Origin of the sequence: Streptomyces sp. SID486 (genome assembly GCF_009865385.1) — a bacterium.
Taxonomy (GTDB): domain Bacteria; phylum Actinomycetota; class Actinomycetes; order Streptomycetales; family Streptomycetaceae; genus Streptomyces.
Map to the genome: position 1 here is coordinate 23,492 of NZ_WWJT01000427.1, position 17,228 is coordinate 40,719.

Annotated in this window: 15 protein-coding genes; 9 read left to right on the plus strand and 6 right to left on the minus strand. The window is 73.8% G+C overall.

Translation table 11 applies throughout. The features are described 5' to 3' along the window. The first annotated feature begins 80 nt into the window (after positions 1-80). On the plus strand, positions 81-875 hold the full coding sequence (gene cobF / locus GT045_RS20345) for a precorrin-6A synthase (deacetylating) (protein WP_161297782.1): 795 nt from the start codon (positions 81-83) through the stop codon (positions 873-875). 31 nt (positions 876-906) lie between these two features. Here the strand turns inward: cobF and GT045_RS20350 are convergent, their stop codons facing one another. From GT045_RS20350 to GT045_RS20360, 3 genes are all read right to left on the minus strand, one after another. Next, positions 907-1,689: a sulfite exporter TauE/SafE family protein gene (locus GT045_RS20350; RefSeq protein ID WP_161335018.1), complete on the minus strand. Its 783-nt coding sequence runs from the start codon at positions 1,687-1,689 to the stop codon at positions 907-909. A 73-nt stretch (positions 1,690-1,762) separates the two neighbouring features. Then, a complete protein-coding gene (locus GT045_RS20355; RefSeq protein ID WP_161335019.1) occupies positions 1,763-3,277 on the minus strand; it encodes a long-chain fatty acid--CoA ligase in 1,515 nt (504 codons plus the stop codon). Between the two features lie 84 nt (positions 3,278-3,361). Further along, a complete protein-coding gene (locus GT045_RS20360; protein WP_161335020.1) occupies positions 3,362-4,549 on the minus strand; it encodes a thiolase family protein in 1,188 nt (395 codons plus the stop codon). A gap of 143 nt (positions 4,550-4,692) precedes the next feature. On the opposite strand from GT045_RS20360, the gene GT045_RS20365 reads away from it, so the two are divergent. The 5 genes from GT045_RS20365 (at position 4,693) to GT045_RS20385 (ending at position 8,106) form a co-directional block, all read left to right on the plus strand. Then, entirely contained in the window at positions 4,693-5,502 is an 810-nt protein-coding gene (locus tag GT045_RS20365) for an alpha/beta hydrolase (RefSeq protein WP_161335021.1), read from the plus strand. Positions 5,503-5,711: 209 nt separating this feature from the next. Further along, positions 5,712-6,203, plus strand: a complete 492-nt coding sequence (locus tag GT045_RS20370) for a DNA starvation/stationary phase protection protein (protein ID WP_161335022.1) — start codon at positions 5,712-5,714, stop codon at positions 6,201-6,203. Positions 6,204-6,235: 32 nt separating this feature from the next. Then, entirely contained in the window at positions 6,236-6,580 is a 345-nt protein-coding gene (locus GT045_RS20375; RefSeq protein WP_161335023.1) for a DUF3140 domain-containing protein, read from the plus strand. 4 nt (positions 6,581-6,584) lie between these two features. Then, positions 6,585-7,232 (plus strand): endonuclease, encoded by a 648-nt coding sequence (locus tag GT045_RS20380; protein ID WP_161335024.1) that lies wholly within the window; start codon positions 6,585-6,587, stop codon positions 7,230-7,232. 67 nt (positions 7,233-7,299) lie between these two features. Then, positions 7,300-8,106, plus strand: a complete 807-nt coding sequence (locus tag GT045_RS20385) for an SAM-dependent methyltransferase (RefSeq protein ID WP_161335025.1) — start codon at positions 7,300-7,302, stop codon at positions 8,104-8,106. 34 nt (positions 8,107-8,140) lie between these two features. Here GT045_RS20385 and GT045_RS20390 read toward each other — a convergent pair whose 3' ends face one another. Beyond that, positions 8,141-9,010 carry a Cof-type HAD-IIB family hydrolase gene (locus GT045_RS20390; RefSeq protein ID WP_161335026.1) on the minus strand — a complete coding sequence of 290 codons (870 nt, stop codon included), beginning with the start codon at positions 9,008-9,010 and terminating at the stop codon, positions 8,141-8,143. Positions 9,011-9,300: 290 nt separating this feature from the next. Here GT045_RS20390 and GT045_RS20395 point away from each other — a divergent pair, with 290 nt between their 5' ends. From GT045_RS20395 to GT045_RS20405, 3 genes are read left to right on the plus strand one after another with little or no spacing between them, the layout of a single operon-like run. After that, positions 9,301-10,704 carry a glutamine synthetase family protein gene (locus GT045_RS20395; protein WP_161335027.1) on the plus strand — a complete coding sequence of 468 codons (1,404 nt, stop codon included), beginning with the start codon at positions 9,301-9,303 and terminating at the stop codon, positions 10,702-10,704. A gap of 2 nt (positions 10,705-10,706) precedes the next feature. After that, complete coding sequence (locus tag GT045_RS20400; RefSeq protein WP_161335028.1) at positions 10,707-11,882, plus strand: amidohydrolase family protein; 1,176 nt, start codon at positions 10,707-10,709, stop codon at positions 11,880-11,882. A gap of 16 nt (positions 11,883-11,898) precedes the next feature. Then, on the plus strand, positions 11,899-12,426 hold the full coding sequence (locus GT045_RS20405) for an NUDIX hydrolase family protein (RefSeq protein ID WP_161297784.1): 528 nt from the start codon (positions 11,899-11,901) through the stop codon (positions 12,424-12,426). Positions 12,427-12,568: 142 nt separating this feature from the next. Here GT045_RS20405 and GT045_RS20410 read toward each other — a convergent pair whose 3' ends face one another. Beyond that, positions 12,569-13,414 (minus strand): methyltransferase domain-containing protein, encoded by an 846-nt coding sequence (locus GT045_RS20410; protein WP_161297770.1) that lies wholly within the window; start codon positions 13,412-13,414, stop codon positions 12,569-12,571. A 145-nt stretch (positions 13,415-13,559) separates the two neighbouring features. Then, positions 13,560-17,228: type I polyketide synthase (locus tag GT045_RS20415; RefSeq protein ID WP_161335029.1), on the minus strand; the 3,669-nt coding region annotated here is incomplete at its 5' end.

Below are 17,228 nucleotides of genomic sequence, written 5' to 3' on the forward strand. Positions count from 1 at the left end.
AGCGGGCGGGGCCGGGTCCCTCACCGCGGCCGGGTGGAGGCGGTGGTGGGGCCGTCCGCGGCATACGGCAGACTCGGGGCGTGCGAAAGATTCATGTCATCGGTATCGGTGCGGGCGACCCCGACCAGCTGACCCTGCAGGCGGTCAAGGCACTGCGGGGCACGGACGTGTTCTTCCTGCTCGACAAGGGCGAGGTGAAGAACGATCTCACCCAGCTCCGGCGGGACATCCTGGACGCGCACCTGCCGGAGGGGTCGTACCGGGTCGTGGCGGCCCGGGACCCGGAACGGGACCGGAAGGCGGGCGGCGCCGCCTACCCGTCGGCCGTCGAGGACTGGCGCAGCGCCCGCGCCGGAATCTACGCGCGGCTGATCGCGGAGGAACTGGGCGAGGACGGCACCGGCGCCTTCCTGGTGTGGGGGGACCCGGCGCTGTACGACAGCACGCTGGCCATCCTGGAGGAGGTGCTGGAGCAGGGCTCGGTGGCGTTCACCTACGACGTGGTGCCCGGCATCAGCAGTGTGTCCGCGCTGGCCGCGCGGCACCGCACGAGCCTGACCCGGGTCGCGCGGCCGATGCAGATCACCACCGGGCGGCGGCTGGCCGAGGGCTTCCCCGACGGGGTGGACGACGTGGTCGTGATGCTGGACGCCCAGCAGACCTTCCGGCGGTACGCCGAGGAGGCGGGAGCGGAGGGCCGGGACGGCATGGACATCTACTGGGGTGCCTACATCGGTACGCCGGACGAGATCCTCGTCTCCGGGCCCCTCGCCGAGGCCGGGCCGCGCATCGAGCGGCTGCGGGCCGAGGCCCGGGAGCGCAAGGGCTGGATCATGGACACGTACCTGCTGCGCAGGAATCCCGGGGACGCCTGACGGTCCGCCGCACGGGGAGCGTGGGCGCGGGTCAGCGCAGGAGCAGCTGCACCCCGCCCACGACCGTGGCCGCGATCACGAGCTGTTCGAAGAGCCGCTGGTCGATCCTGTGCACGGCCCACTTGCCCAGCAACGCACCGGGCACCACGAACACCGCGAGCGCGGCGTCGAGGAGCAGCGAGTGCCCGTCGATCAGGCCGAGGCCCACGCTGAACGGCACCTTCGAGACGTTCACGATGAGGAAGAAGAACGCGGAGGTACCGAGGAAGCCGAGCTTGCGGAAGCCCGCGGACAGCAGGTAGAGCGACATCACCGGTCCGCCCGCGTTGGCGACCATCGTCGTGAACCCGCCGAGCACGCCGTACGACCGGGCTTTCATCCGGCCCGTCCGGGTCGTCACCGCGTCCGGCGCCTCGCGGGTCTCACCGGCCTCGGCCGTCCGCCGGCGCCACACCGTCACCCCGGCCATCAGCAGCAGGATCGCCCCGATCGAGGTGCGGACGATCCCGTCGTCGGCCCACGTCAGGAACAGGGTGCCGGCCACGACGCCCACGGCCACCGCCGGGAACAGCCGCCAGAGGGTGGGCCAGTGGGCGTGCCGCCGGTAGGTGAGGACGGCGAGCACGTCGCCCGCGATCAGCAGCGGCAGCAGGACGCCGGTGGAGGCGCGGGCGGGCAGCACCGCGGCGAAGACAGCGAGACTGACCGTGTTGGCCCCGCTGACCGCGGTCTTGGAGAAGCCCACGAGCAGGGCCGCGAAGGCGAGGGCGGCGAACTCCCAGCCGGACAGGTGCCAGAGCGTCATCGTGTTCATGCGAGGACCGATGCTATGTCCGGACAAGTTCCCGGCGTAAGGACCGTCTCGTCACGTGATCACCGCCGGCCGGTCAGGACCGGTCCGCGTACCGCGCCCGCAGTTCCCGCTTCAGCACCTTCATGCTGGGGCCGAGCGGCATCGCGTCGGTGAACTCCACGCGCCGGGGGTACTTGTGCCGGCCGAGGTGCTCCCTGGACCACTCGGTGATGGCGGCGGCGTCGGGGGTGCCGCCCTGCGCCGGGACCACGACGGCGCACACCTCCTCGCCGTGCAGTTCGTCGGGCAGGCCGATGACGGCGACCTGGGCGATGCCGGGGTGGCGCATCAGGATCTCCTCGACCTCCCTCGGGTAGACGTTGTAGCCGCCGCGGATGATGACGTCCTTCTTGCGGTCGACGATCCGCAGGAAGCCCTCGTCGTCCTTGGTGCCGAGGTCGCCGGTGCGGAACCAGCCGTCCACCAGGGCCTCGGCGGTCGCCTCGGGGCGGCCGAGGTAGCCGGAGAAGACGTTGTGCCCGCGGACGACGACCTCGCCCAGCTCACCGGGCGCCAGCAGCTCGATCCGGCTCTCCTGGTCGGCGTCGGCGATCTCCACGTCGACGCCCCACAGCGGGTGGCCGATGGTGCCGGCGCGGGTGCCGAAGTCCGGCTGGTTGACGGTCGCCGTCGGCGAGGTCTCCGACAGCCCGTACCCCTCGTAGATCTTCGCCCCGAACGCGGTCTCGAACCGCTCCAGCACGGCGACCGGGAGCGAGGCCCCGCCGGAGACGCACACCCGCAGTCCGGGCAGCCGGCGGGCGTCGGCGGCCGCGGCGGCGAGGGCGACGAACATGGTCGGCACGCCGTGGAAGGTGTTCACGCCCTCTTGCACCATGAGGTCGATGGCACGGGCCGCGTCGAAGCGGGGCAGCAGCACGAGCGTGGCGCCCGCCCGCCAGGTGGAGTGGAGCGACACCGTCTGGCCGAAGGCGTGGAACAGCGGCAGTGCGCCGAGGGCGATGTCGTCGGCGCGGATGTCGTTGGCGTCGAAGGCGTTGACGGTGGCGTTCATCACCAGGTTGAAGTGGCTGAGGACGGCGCCCTTGGGGACTCCGGTCGTCCCGCTGGTGTAGAAGACGACCGCCGGGTCGTCGGCGGTCCGGGTGACGTAGGAGCGCAGCGGTTCGGCGTCGGCCACGAGCGCGCCGAACTCCTCGCCCAGGGTCACGGCAGGGACGCCCAGGGCGTCCGCGGCGGCCCGGCCGGTCGCGGCCTGCGCCGGGTGGACGAGCAGCAGGGTCGCCCCGCTGTCCCGGAGCACGTGCTCCACCTCGCCGGCCGACAGCAGCAGGTGAACGGGGACGACGACCGCGCCCGCGGCGGTGATCGCGTAGTAGGCGAGGGGGAACTCGGCCGTGTTGGGGGCCATGAGGGCGACCCGGTCGCCGGGCCGTACGCCGAGGCCCGTGAGCGCGCCCGCCCGGGCCAGTGCGCCCTGCCACGCCTCGGCGAAGGTGAGCCTCAGGTCGCCTTCGACGAGGGCGGTCCTGCCGGGGCGGCGCCGGGCGTTCTCGGCGAGGATGGCGGCGACGGACAGGGTTGCCATGGAGTGGTGCTCCGTTTCCTTGCTGCTTCGGTGCTACGGCTGGTGTGTCGAATCCCCTCGCGGGGAGCCCCCGTTGCGGAAGTCTCAAGGGCGCTCGACCAGTACCGCCGTCCCCTGGCCCACCCCGACGCACATGGTGGCGAGCCCGCGCTCCGCGCCGGTGCGCCGCATCCGGTGCAGCAGGGTGGTGAGGATGCGGGCGCCGGAGCAGCCGAGGGGATGGCCGAGCGCGATGGCGCCGCCGGTGGGGTTGACCAGGTCGGGATCGATGCCGAGCTGGTCGACGCACGCGAGCGCCTGGGCCGCGAAAGCCTCGTTGAACTCGGCTTCCCGTACGTCGCCGATGTCCCAGCCGGCCCGGGCGAGCACCTTGCGGGTGGCGGGGACCGGGCCGAGGCCCATCACGTCGGGGTGGACGCCTGCGGAGGCGCCCGCGACGTACCGGCCGAGGGACTCGAGACCCAGTTCGTCCAGGGCCTCTTCGCTGACCAGCAGCAGACCGGCGGCGCCGTCGTTCATCGGCGAGGCGTTGCCCGCGGTGACCGTGCCGCCGGGACGGAAGACCGGCTTCAGCCGGGCGAGCCGCTCCAGCGAGGTGTCCTCCCGTACGCACTCGTCCTGCTCGACCGTGGTGCCGTCCGGGCGCTCCACGGGCAGGAGTTCGTCGTCGAAGTGGCCGTCCTTGCGGGCGGCCGCGGCCAGCCGGTGGCTGCGCAGCGCGAACTCGTCCTGCCGCTCGCGGGAGACGCCGTACCGTTCGGCGACCTCCTCGGCGGTCTCGCCCATGGCGAGCAGGCCGTGCAGCTCCTTCATGGCGGGGTTGACCAGGCGCCAGCCCAGCCGGGTGTCGTGGGTCTCGATGCGCTGCGGCAGGGCCTCGTCGGGGCGCGGCAGGACGAAGGGGGCGCGGCTCATCGACTCGGAGCCGCCGGCGATCACGACGTCGGCCTCGCCGGCGGCGATGGTCCGGGCGGCGGCGGTGACCGCTTCGAGACCGGAGGCGCACAGCCGGTTGACGGTGGCGCCGGGAACGGAGTCGGGCAGTCCGGCCAGCAGGACGGCCATGCGCGCGACGTTGCGGTTGTCCTCGCCCGCCTGGTTGGCGGCGCCCCAGTAGACGTCGTCGACGCGGGCCGGGTCGAGCGCGGGCACGTCGGCCAGCAGTCGGCGGATCACGGCCGCGGCCAGATCGTCCGGGCGGACCGAGGAGAGGGATCCGCGCAGTTTGCCGATGGGGGTACGACGGGCGGTCGCGAAATGGACGGGACGCACGACTGGGACTCCTGACCTACGACGCTGTGGATCAGCATGGACGCAGCACCCTTTAATTAGCACTGCTAGTTTTGGACTATAGACCTCCGGCCGCCCCGCTGGGAAGATCCTCCGGAACCTTCACCGACGCAGCTGGAGGAGAGATGCACCACGTCCGCGCGCACGTCCTGCGGGGGACGCACGGGACCCTCGCCGTGCACGAGTGGCCGCACCCGTCCCCCCGCCGCCTGGTGCTGCTGGCGCACGGGTACGGCGAGCACGCCGGCCGGTACGGGGAGCTGGCCGCCCTGCTGGGCCGGCACGGGGCCGCCGTGTACGCGCCCGACCACGCCGGCCACGGCCGGTCGGCCGGCGAACGGGTGGTGATCGAGGACTTCGAGGACGTGGTCACGGACCTGCACGCGGTGGCGGACCTCGCCCGGGCCGCGCACCCCGGCCTGCCGCTGGTCCTGGTCGGCCACTCCATGGGCGGCCTGGTCGCGGCCCGCTACGCCCAGCGGTACGGCACCGGGCTGAGCGCGCTGATCCTGTCCGGCCCGGTGATCGGCACGTGGGAACTGCCGGGACGGCTGCTGGCCCTGGAGGAGATCCCGGACACCCCGGTCAGCCCGGCCGCGCTCTCCCGCGACCCGGCCGTGGGCGCCGCCTACGCGGCCGATCCGCTGGTCTGGCACGGGCCCATGAAGCGCCCGACGCTGCGGGCGTTCGTCCGGACCCTGGCGACCGTGGCCGAAGGCGGTGACGTCGGCCCGCTGCCGCTGCTGTGGCTGCACGGCGACGACGACCGGCTGGTGCCGCTGTCCGGGAGCCGGACCGGGGTGGAGCGGCTGAGCGGCGGCCGGCTGACCGAGCGGATCTTCGCCGGGGCGCGGCACGAGGTGTTCCACGAGACGGACCGGGAACTGGCCCACGCGGAGGTGATCCGCTTCCTGGACGAGGTGCTGCCCCGCTGACCGCTCGCGCCGACCGCCGGCGTCGACCGCTCGCGCGGACCGCTCGCGCCGACCGCTCGCACGGGCCGCGGCAACCCGGAGAGCCCGGCAGCCCGGCAGCCCGGCAGCCGGACAGCGCCGCTGATCAGCCGGTTTGCGCCCCCGGCAGGCCGGGCACCCGCCCTTTCGGACATGACCGCAGACATCGGACGAAAGGGGACCTGCGCAACATGACCGTGGTCAAGAGCACGCTGCCCGAGGAGGCGCTCGGCGTCACCGGGACGGCCCTGCAGGACACGCTGGTCGACCTGCTCGGACTGTCGCTGATCGGCAAGCAGGCGCACTGGAACATCGTGGGCCCGCGGTTCCGGTCGATCCATCTCCAGCTGGACGAGGTGGTCGCCACGGCCCGCGGCCACTCCGACACGGTGGCCGAGCGGGCCTCCGCGCTGGGTGTGCCGCCGGACGGCCGGCCGGAGACCATCGCGGCGACCTTCGCGCTGCCCGGCACCAAGGACGGCTGGCTGCGTGACACCGAGGTGGTGGAGCTGATGGTGTCGGCCCTGGGGACGGCCGTCGACCGGCTCCGCGAGCGTATCGACGCGACCGAGAAGGCCGACCCGGTCACCCAGGACCTGCTGATCACCGTCACGGCCGACCTGGAGAAGCAGCGCTGGATGTTCCAGGCCGAGAACCAGCCGCGCGACGACGCCTCCAGCTAGCCCGCACCCACCCGGCACGGAAGGGGACACCCATGGCTGACGCCCTGGAACTCGACGCGCTGTGGCAGGACTTCCACCGCGTGGTGAACATGACCTCGGCGGAACTCGCGGCCTGGCTGAAGGTCCGGGACGCCGACGAGGAGACGGAACCGCTGCCGGAACGGGCGGGCACGCCCACCGGGCAGCACGTCCTCGCGATCCTGCAGAAGCGCCGTACCGATCTCACCGACGACGACGTCCGCGTCATGTACGAGGTCGTCGACACGGTCGGAGACCTCGGCGACATGGAGAACGAGCCCGAGCCGGAGCGCACGCCGGAGGACACCCGCCGCCGGCACCGGCTGATGACCCTGGGCCACGACCCGCTCAAGCCCTGAGCCCATGAACCGCGACGAACGGGTCGTGCGCGAGCTGGTGTCCGCGCACGGGCGGACGTACGCCGAGGAGGCGGGCATCCGCCTGCGGGACACCCCGCAGCCGCTGTACCGGCTCCTGGTGCTGTCCCTGCTGCTCAGCGCCCGGATCCGGGCATCGGTCGCGGTGGCCGCCGCCCGGGCCCTGCACGAGGCCCGCCTGGACAGCCCGCGCCGGATGGCCGAGGCCGGCCGGCAGCGCCGGGTGGACGCGCTCGGCCGGGGTGGCTACCGCCGCTACGACGAGCGGACCGCCACCCAGCTCGGCGACGGCGCCGAGCTGCTGACCGAGCGCTGGGGCGGGGACCTGCGCCGGCTGCACCGGGAGGCGGCGGGCGACACCGGCGCGCTCAGGGAACTGCTGCAGGAGGAGCCGGGCATCGGCCCGGCCGGCGCCGACATCTTCCTGCGCGAGGCACAGCGGGTGTGGCCGGACATCGCCCCCTACCTCGACGGCAAGGCGCTGTCCGGCGCCGGGCGGCTCGGCCTGCCGGAAGACCCCCACAAGCTCGCCGAGCTGGCCGGGGACACCCAACCGGCCGCACTGGCCGCCGCGTTGGTGCGAGCCGCACTCGACAGACAGGTGGCCGAAGACTGTCTGCGCCGCGCCGCATGATCGTGTCAGACTGCTCCCCGCACGTCCCGGGACTCCCTCCGGGACCGAACCGACCGAGGAGCAGCAGGTGGCGGGGACCGGGCCGGACATCCAGTACATCGACACCACCCGGCCCCATCCGGCCCGGGTGTACGACTGGTTCCTCGGGGGCAAGGACAACTACCCGGTGGACGAGCAGCTCGGCCGGCAGATCGCGGCGATCGACGGAGGCGCCCCGAAGGCCGCCCGCGCGAACCGGGCGTTCATGCGCCGGACCACCCGGGCACTGGCGGCGGAGACGGGGATCCGCCAGTTCCTGGACATCGGCACCGGCATACCTACCGAGCCCAACCTGCACCAGATCGCCCAGTCCGTGATCCCGGACGCCCGCGTGGTGTACGTCGACAACGACCCGATCGTGCTGGCCCACGCCGGCGCGCTGCTGCGCGGCACCCCCGAGGGCGTGACGGAGTACGTGCAGGCCGACGCCCGCGACCCGCGCTCCATCCTCGAACGGGCCTCCGGCGTACTGGACTTCGGGCGCCCGGTGGCGCTCTCCCTCATCGCCCTGCTGCACTTCGTCGCCGACGAGGACGGCGCGCACGACCTGGTCACCACGCTGGTCGACGCGCTGGCACCGGGCAGCGCCCTGGTGCTGTCGACGATGACCGCCGACTTCGAACCGGAGAACGTGCAGCGGGGCATCGCCGCCTACGCGGCGGGCGGCGTGACCCTGGTGGCCCGCTCGCACGCGGAGGTCGGCACCTTCTTCCAGGGCCTGGACCTGCTGGAGCCGGGCATCGTGTCGGTGGCCGACTGGCGCCCCGGCTCGGAACGGGCCGACGACGGCCCCGTCTCGCTGTACGGCGCCGTGGGACGCAAGCCGTCCCTCTGACGCGGCCCGCCGGGCAGGCGGCGGGCCGCGGCCGCTAGGCCGGCGGCAGCGGGATGCCGAGCACCTCGGCGACGGTCCGCAGCACGCCGTTGTCGTTGTTGGACGGCGCGCGGTGGCGGGCCCGGCGCAGCACCTCCGGGTGGGCGTTGGACATGGCGAAGGACCACTCGGCCGCGTCCAGCATCTGCAGGTCGTTGAGGTAGTCGCCGAACACCATGGTCTGCGCGGGCGTGATGCCCAGCTCACGCTGGAGGCCGCGCAGGGCGGCCCCCTTGTCGGCCGTGCGGTTCATGACGTCGACCCAGTGCTCGCCGGAGACGACCACCTGATGGGTGGCCGTGAACGCCTCCAGGGCCGGGGCGGTGGTGTGCTCGGCGGAGCCGAAGTCGAACAGCGCCACCTTGATCACGTCGTCCTCGACGGCGGTGACGTCCTCGACGACCCGGTGCTCGACGTAGTACTTGCGCACCTCCGCCAGGAACGCCTCGTCGGTCCGCTCGACGTACGCCGCCCGCTTGCCGCAGACCACGGCGCCCACGTCGGCGCCGCCCGCGACCAGCCGCCGCACCGTCCGGGCGAGGTCACCGGCGACGGACCGGTCCAGCGGGTCGGAACTCAGCTCCACGCCGTCACGGACGACGTACGTGCCGTTCTCCGCGATGAACACCATGCCCTCGGCGACCTCGGCGAACTGCCGGGCCAGCGTGGCGTACTGGCGGCCGCTCGCCGGGCTGAACAGCACCCCGCGGCGGCGCAGTTCCGCGAGCATCGGCCACAGGCCGCCGGGTATCCGTTTGGCGTCGTCCAGCAGGGTGCCGTCCATGTCGGTGACGATCAGCCGGATGTCGGCGGAGCCGGAGCGGGAGGTGGGGGTGTCGAGGAGGGAGGCGGGCGTGGCGGGCATGTCTGCTTCCGGTCGGGGTCGGCGGTACCGGTCCAGTGTTCCTCATCCGACGGACCCCGCCGGAGCGTGGCCGGGACGTCACCCTGCGCGGTTCCCGGGACAGCGCGATCGGGGGACGGCACAATGACGGCGGGAGCCGCACGTGAGGAGGCCCGGCGCGGGGTGGAGGCCCGCGGGGCGCGCCGAGCCGGGCGGGACCGTCGTACCACGGTACGGCGCGGTGGCCGTGACACCCTGGCCCCGATCCGTCGCCCGGCTCCGGCCGGGGCCGAGCCCGTCGAGGAGGACGCATGACCACCCTTGCCGACCCCGAGCCCGGCGGACGTCCCGGCGATCTGAAGCGGGTCGCGGCCCTCACCGCCGACCTGGCCTCCCAGGGCGTGCACGGCATCGTGCTGGCCTATGTGGACACGGCGGGCGTCGCCCGGGTCAAGACGATCCCGACGGCACGGCTGGAGGCGGCCGTGGCCTGGGGCGTCGGCATGTCGCCGGTGTTCGACACCTTCCTCGCCGACGACTCCGTCGTCACCACCGACGTCCTCGGCTCCCCCGACGGCGACCTCAGGCTCTACCCGGACCTCGACCATCTCGTCCCGCTGGCCGGCCAGCCCGGCTGGGCCTGGGCGCCCGTGGACCGGATCACGCAGGAGGGCGGACGGCACCCCGGCTGCGCCCGGACCTTCCTGCGCCGGACGGTGACGGAGGCCGCCGACCGCCACGGCGTCGACTTCAAGGCGGCGGTGGAGATCGAGTGGGCCTTCGGACTCGGCTCGGCGCCCGCCGGGGAGTTCGTCCCGGCGGCCTCCGGGCCGGCGTACGGCGCGGTCCGGCAGGTCGAGCTGAGCGACTGCACCGCCGATCTGCTGGCCGCGTGCGCGGCCCAGGGCGTGGACGTCGACCAGATCCATCCCGAGTACGCGCCGGGCCAGTTCGAGATCTCGGTGGGCGCGCTGGACCCGGTGGCGGCGGCCGACCGCAGCGTGCTGGTGCGGCAGACGATCCGGGCGGTGGCCCAGCGCCACGGACTGCGGGTCTCCTTCGCGCCCGCCTACCTGCCCGAGGGCGTCGGCAACGGCGGCCATCTGCACCTGTCCTGCTGGCGCGACGGTGTGAACCTGCACGCCGGCGGCGAGGGACGCTACGGCATGACGGCCGAGGCGGAGTCGTTCGTGGCCGGGGTCCTCGCCCACCTGCCCGCGCTGACGGCGGTGACCGCGCCGAGCCCGGCCAGCCATCTGCGGCTCCAGCCGTCCCAGTGGGCCGGCGCGTTCACCGCCTGGGGCCGGGAGACCCGGGAGGCCGCCGTGCGGATCGTCACCGGCACGGCGGGCCGCCACGACCAGGACGCCAACATGGAGGTCAAACCCGTCGATCTGGCCGCCAACCCGTATCTGGCCCTGGGCTGTGTGATCGCCGCCGGACTCGACGGCGTCACGGCGGGCCGCGCCCTGCCCGACGAGATCACCGGCGACCCGGCCCGCTACGGCCCCGACGAGGCGGCGGCCCTGGGGGTCCGGCGGCTGCCGCGCTCGCTGCCGGAGGCCGTCGAGGAGTTCCGCGCGGACCCGGTGCTGCGGACCGCGCTGGGCCCGGTCCTCGCCGACGCGGTGAGCGCCGTACGGCTCGGCGAGGCGGCGGCCGTCGACGGGCTCGGGCCCGTCCAGGTGGCGGCGGCCTACCGCTGGGCATACTGACCATGACCGCACCGGGACCGGTCCACGAGGCCCTCGCCGCGCTGCCGCTGGTGGACCACCACTGCCATGGCGCGGTGACCGCCGACCTGGACGCCGGGCAGTTCGAGGCCCTGATCACCGAGGGCGCGGCCTGGCCCGGCGTGTCGCCCTTCGACAGCCCCGTCGGCGTGGCCGTACGCCGGCACTGCGCGCCCCTGCTCGGCCTCCCCCGGCACGCCCCGCCCGCCGACTACACGGCGCGCCGCGCGGCGCTCGGCTGGCGGGAGGTCAACCGCCGCTTCCTGACGGCGGCCGGAGCCGAGATGTTCTGTGTGGACACCGGCTTCGCCCCGCACCCGCTCACCACCCCCGCCGAGCTGGCCACGGCCGCCGGCGCCGCCGCCTGCGAGGTCGTCCGCCTGGAGCAGCTCGCCGAGGCGGTGGCCGCGCGGGGCGTGGAGGCGGGCGAGTACCCGGCCGTCCTGCGCACCGCCGCCGAGGAGGCCGTACGCCGGCCGGGGGTGGTGGCGGTGAAGTCGATCGCGGCCTACCGCACGGGCTTCGCCCTGGACCCGGAGCGCCCCGCGGACGCCGAGGTGACGGAGGCGGCCCGGCACTGGCTGGCGCGGGGCGGCCGGCTCACCGACCCGGTGCTGGTACGGCACCTGCTGTGGACCGCCGTCGACCTGGGTCTGCCGCTGCAGCTGCACACCGGCTTCGGTGATGCGGACGTGACGCTGCACCGCGCCGACCCCGCCCTGCTCACCGACTGGCTGCACCGCACCGCCGGCACGATCCCGGTCCTGCTGCTGCACTGCTGGCCGTACCACCGCCAGGCCGCCTATCTGGCCACGGTGTTCGAGCAGGTGTACCTGGACGTCGGTCTCGCCCTGCACTACACCGGCCCGGCGCGCTGCCGGGCGGTGCTGGAGGAGGCACTGGAGATCACCCCGTTCCGCAAACTCCTGTACAGCTCCGACGCCTACGGTGTGGCCGAGTTCCATCACCTGGGTGCCCTGTGCTTCCGGCAGGGACTCGCCGATCTCCTGCAAGCCCGCGTGGACGCCGACGAGTTGAGTCTGGCCGACGCCCTGCGGATCGCGGCCTGGACGGGCCGCGACAACGCCCGCCGCCTGTACGGGCCGCCCGTATCCGAACCGGCCCGCGATCCCAGCGGGCGCCCCACCCGGAAAGTATGATCAAGCAATGTCTGACATGACCGAGACCACGCCCGGCTGGCTGACCACGGACGAGCTGGAGATGGCCAGGGCCCGGATGCCGATCCTCTACGTCGAAGCCGTGCCCGTGCGCGTGGACGACAGCGGTGAAGTCACCAGCATCGGCCTGCTGCTGCGCATCGGCCCGGACGGGACGGTCAGCCGCACCCTGGTCTCCGGCCGCGTCCTGCACCACGAGCGGGTCCGCGACGCGCTGCTGCGGCACCTGGAGAAGGACCTGGGCCCCGTCGCGCTGCCCCGGGTCCCCGCCTCCCTCCAGCCGTTCACGGTCGCGGAGTACTTCCCCACGGCGGGCATCACGCCGTACCACGACCCGCGCCAGCACGCGGTGTCCCTGGCCTACATCGTGCCGGTGACCGGTGACTGCCGGCCCCGCCAGGATGCGCTCGACCTCGTCTGGTTCAGCCCCCAGGATGCGGCCTCCCTGGCCGTGCAGAGCGAGATGCCCGGCGGCCACGGAGTACTGCTGAAGCAGGCGCTGGCACATGTGGGTGTCGTGTCCTGACCCCCCGGTCCCCGCCGCGGGTACGGCGGCGGGGCCTGCGCGACCGCGCTGTCCGGCCGGTCGCACCGCACGGCCCGTGAGGGGCGCACCGCCGTGGCGGTGCGCCCCTCACGGGCGTTGTCCGGTACGGGGCCCCGTGCGGTTACGCGGCGGGCCGGCGGGCCGTCACGATCAGGTAGCCCACCTCGGGCATCTCCAGGTTCTCCCCCTCCGCGGGCTTCAGCTTGGCGAAGACCTCCGGGTCGACCTTGGCGGCCAGCTGCTCCATGTTCTTGGCGAGCGCCTCACCGAGCCGCTTGACCGACTGCCGCGTGGTGTTCTCGCTGACGTCGATGATCTCCGCGCAGCGCAGGCCCGCCTCACGCAGCATCGTCGGGTACGCCTCGAACGACGCCGGCGACTGGGTGAGGTACCGCTTGAGGATGCCCTCGATCACCGGGCGCCGCTCCTCCGAGATGGTCTCCCGCTCGTAGTTGTCCGTGAGCGCGAGCCGGCCGCCCGGCCGCAGCACCCGGGCCGCCTCGGTGAGCGCGGCCGTACGGTCGGGCATCTGCATGACGGACTCCAGCATCCACACGGCGCTGAACGAGGCGTCGTCGAACGGCAGGTTCATCGCGTCACCGTGCTGGAAGCTGACCTTGCCGCTCACACCGGCGGCCTCGGCCAGCTCGTTGGCCCTCTCCACCTGCTTGAGGCTCACGCTGATGCCCACGACCTCGGCACCGGTCCGCTGCGCCAGCCGGATCGCCGGCCCGCCGAGGCCACAGCCGATGTCCAGGACGCGGTCGCCCGGGCCGACCTGGAGACGGTCGATCATCATGTCCGTGAGCCGGTCGGCGGCGTCCTCTAGCCCGGTGGTGTCCTCCTGGCTGTTCCAGAAGCCCACGTGGATGTTGGGGCCGTAGAGAGAGGCGTCGAACGCACCCATCAGCTGGTCGTAGAACTGGCCGACCTGCTCACCGACGGGGCTGAGGTTCGAAGACGTCACTTTGTTCTCCTGATTGTCGATATTCACAGTCCACGGGCCCGGAAGGGAGCCTGCGCGGCTCGAAGGACGCGTGCGCGCCCTTCCGGGTTCCGTCTTTCTCTCGCGACGCGTGAGGTGAGGGCACGGCGGCCGCCGCGCCCTCACCTCACGCGTTCTCCGCAAGCCAGTCGAGGACGGCTCCGGCGGTGGCACCGGCGTGATCCTCCATCATGGTGAAGTGGTCGCCGGGCACTTCGATCCGGGTGACCCGGGCGCCCCACGCCGCCTCCTCGTCGGTGGTCTGCTCCGAGCCGGTGAAGGTCTCCTCGGCCTTCACCGCCAGGATCGGCGCACCGATCGGGGCAGGCCCCCAGTCCGAGAAGAGGCGCAGGTACCCGCCCATCGCCGTGAGCCGGCCCTCGTCCACCACGCCGAACATCTTCTCGCGATCGAACATCTTCCCGGACAGGTTGGTCTGGATCCACGGCAGTGCCTCACTGCGCGGCAGATAGGTGTCCAGCATCACGACCGCCGCCGGGGCGCTCCCGCGCTGCTCGAGCAGCCCCGCGACCGACTGGGCGATCCAGCCGCCCGACGACCGGCCGACCAGCACGAACGGCTCCTCGCCGACGGTCCGCAGCACCGCCTCCGCCTGCATCTCCACCACGGCGTCGACGTCGGCCGGCAGCAACTCGCCCTTGCTGAAGCCGGGTTCGGGCAGCACGGTGACATCACGGCGGCCCCGGAAGCCCGCCGCGAAGCGGGCGTACTCACGAGCCCCCGAGATCGCCACCAGCGACGGGAAGCACACCAGGCCGGGCGTGGTGCCGCCCTTGGACAGCCGGACCAGCTTGGGCGGACTCGTCAGCTCGGCGGCCGTACGGAACGACGGGCGCAGCCGGGCCGCCGCCATCAGCAGCTGGGTGCCCGCGACGTACTGGCCGTCGGCGCACGCCTGCCGGTAGAGGGACTCGATGGTCGATCCGCCCCCGGCCGCGGGGGCCGCCTGCTGCCCGGCACCGCCGGTGGCCGCGGCGGACGGCTGCGGCTCCGGCGCGGCACCCGGCACCACCTGGGTGCGCAAGTAGCCGGCCAGCGCGGCGGGCGTGGTGTGGTCGAACAGCAGCGTCGCCGGCAGCGTCAGACCGGTGACGTGGTTGAGCCGGTTGCGGATCTCCACGGCGGTGAGCGAGGTGATGCCCAGCTCCAGGAAGGCGTGGCCCTCCTCGACCGGGTCCACGGAGTCGTGGCCCAGCACCGTCGCCGTGTGCGTCCGCACCAGCTCGGTCAGCGTCCGCAGCTGCTCCTCGGCCGGCTGCCCGGCCAGCCGCTGCCCGAGCGGCACCTGTCCTGCCTCGTCCGTGCTCCGGCCGGAGGCACTGTCGGCCGTCCGGCGCGGTGCCACCCGGACCAACCCCCGCAGCAGGGCGGGCGTGCCGACCGAGGCGGCCTGCGCCCGCAGGGCGGCGACGTCGAGCCGCATCGGCACCAGCAGCGGGTCCACCCCGGATCCGTCCGCCTCGGCGGCCGACGACAGCTCCACCGCCCGGTCGAAGAGGGCCAGCCCCTCGTCGGAGGTGAGTGCGGCCACCCCCGAACGGTTCAGCCGCTGTACGTCACCGTCGTCCATGTGCCCTGTCATCGCGCTGCGTTCGGCCCACAGGCCCCAGGCGAGCGAGGCCGCCGGAAGCCCCGCCGCCCGGCGGTGGTGCGCCAGAGCGTCCAGGAACGCGTTGGCCGCCGCGTAGTTGGCCTGTCCGGCGGCACCGAACACACCCGCCGCGGAGGAGAACAGCACGAAGGCCGTGAGCGGCAGGTCCCGGGTCAGCTCGTGGAGGTTGACCGCCGCGTCACTCTTGGGACGCAGCACGACGTCCACCCGCTCCGGCGTCAGTGAACCGAGGACACCGTCGTCGAGCGCGCCGGCCGCGTGCACCACACCGGTCAGCGGATGCCGGTCCGGCACGCTCGCCAGCAGTTCCGCCAGCGCCGCACGGTCGGCGACATCACAGGCGGCCAGCCGCACCGACGCCCCGAGGGCGGTCAGCCGGTCCGCCAGCTCGGCGGCGCCGGCGGCGGCCCGGCCGCTGCGGCTGGTCAGCAGCAGGTGCCGGACACCGTGCTCGACCACCAGGTGCCGGGCCACCAGGGACCCCAGCACACCGGTCGCCCCGGTGATCAGCACGGTGCCCTCCGCGGACCACACCCCGGAGTCCGGCGTGCCCTCGTCCACCGTGTCCGGCCCCGCCCCGCCGTTGGCGCGCTCCGCGGGCACCCGGGCCAGCCGCGGCGCGAACGGCCGCCCGGACCGCACCGCCAACTGCGGCTCGACACCGTCCAGGATCCGCGGCAGCACCGCGAACGAGGTGTCCTGGTCGTCCATGTCCAGCAGCACGAACCGGTCGGGATTCTCCGACTGCGCCGCCCGCACCAGACCCCACGCCGCCGCGCAGGCCGGGTCCGGCAACCGCTCCCCGGGCCGGGCCGCGACCGCCCCACGGGTCACGAACACCAGACGTGAGCCCGCGAAGCGCTCCTCGCCCTGCCACGCCTGGGTGAGCCGCAGCGCCCGGTGCGCCACCGCACGCACCCGGTCCGCGGACAGCTCGTCCGGCTCACCGCCGTCGAGCCACGCGGCGAACGGGACGAACACCAGGTCCGGCACGTCCCCGCCCGCCGTCACGGCTTCCGCCAGCGCGGGCAGGTCCGCGTACCGCTCGGCCTGCGCCCCCGCCGCACCCGCCGACTTCAGGGCCGTCGACAGCGACGTGCCGTCGTCGCCCAGCACCGCCCACCTGCCCGGCGCGCGGGACACGGCCGGTGACACCACCGCGGTCCAGTCGAGCCGGAACAACGACTCGTGGAAGGTGCCGTGCGCCCGGCTGAGCTGCTCCCGGGAGATCGCCCGGGTCACCAGCGAGTCCACCGACAGCACCGACCGGCCCGACTCGTCCACGGCGGTCACCGTCACCGCGTCGGGTCCCGCCGGGGCCAGCCGCACCCGCAGCGCGGACGCGCCCTGGGCGTGCAGCGCCACACCGTTCCAGGCGAAGGGCAGCCGGACCCGTCCGGTGTCGCCACCCGGAGCGACGGAGCCGGGCAGCCGGACGAACCCACCGAACGCCATCGCGTGCAGCGCCGCGTCCAGCAACGCGGGGTGAACGCCCAGGTCCCCGGCCCCGGATCGCTGGTCCTCGGGCAGCCGGACCTCCGCGAACACCTCGTCGCCCCGGCGCCAGACGGCCCGCAGTCCCTGGAACGTCGGTCCGTAACCGAATCCGTTGCGCGCGAACCGCTCGTACAGGCCGTCCACGTCGACGGCTTCCGCGTCCGCCGGCGGCCATGCCGCACCGGCGTCCGCCCACACCGCCGATCCGCCACCGCTCGTGAGGGCACCGACGGCATGCCGGGTCCACGGGCCGCCGTCCGTCTGCGAGTACACGTTCAGCGCACGCCGCCCGGACTCGTCGGGCCCGCCGACGGAGACCTGCACGGACACCGCGCCGTCCTCCGGCAGCACCAGCGGCGCCTCCAGCGTCAGTTCCTCCACCCGGTCGCAGCCGACCGTGTCCCCGGCGCGCAGCGCCAGCTCCACGAACGCCGTCCCCGGCAGCAGGGTCACACCGGCCACGGCGTGCTCGGCCAGCCAGGGGTGGGTGCGCAGGGACAGCCGGCCCGTCAGCAGCGCCCCGTCGGACGCGGGCAGCGTGACAGCCGCGCCCAGCAACGGGTGATCGGCGGAGACCAGACCGGCCGACGTGACATCGGCCGAGACGACAGGCTCCGACTCCAGCCAGTAACGCTGGTGCTGGAAGGCGTAGGTCGGCAGGTCGAC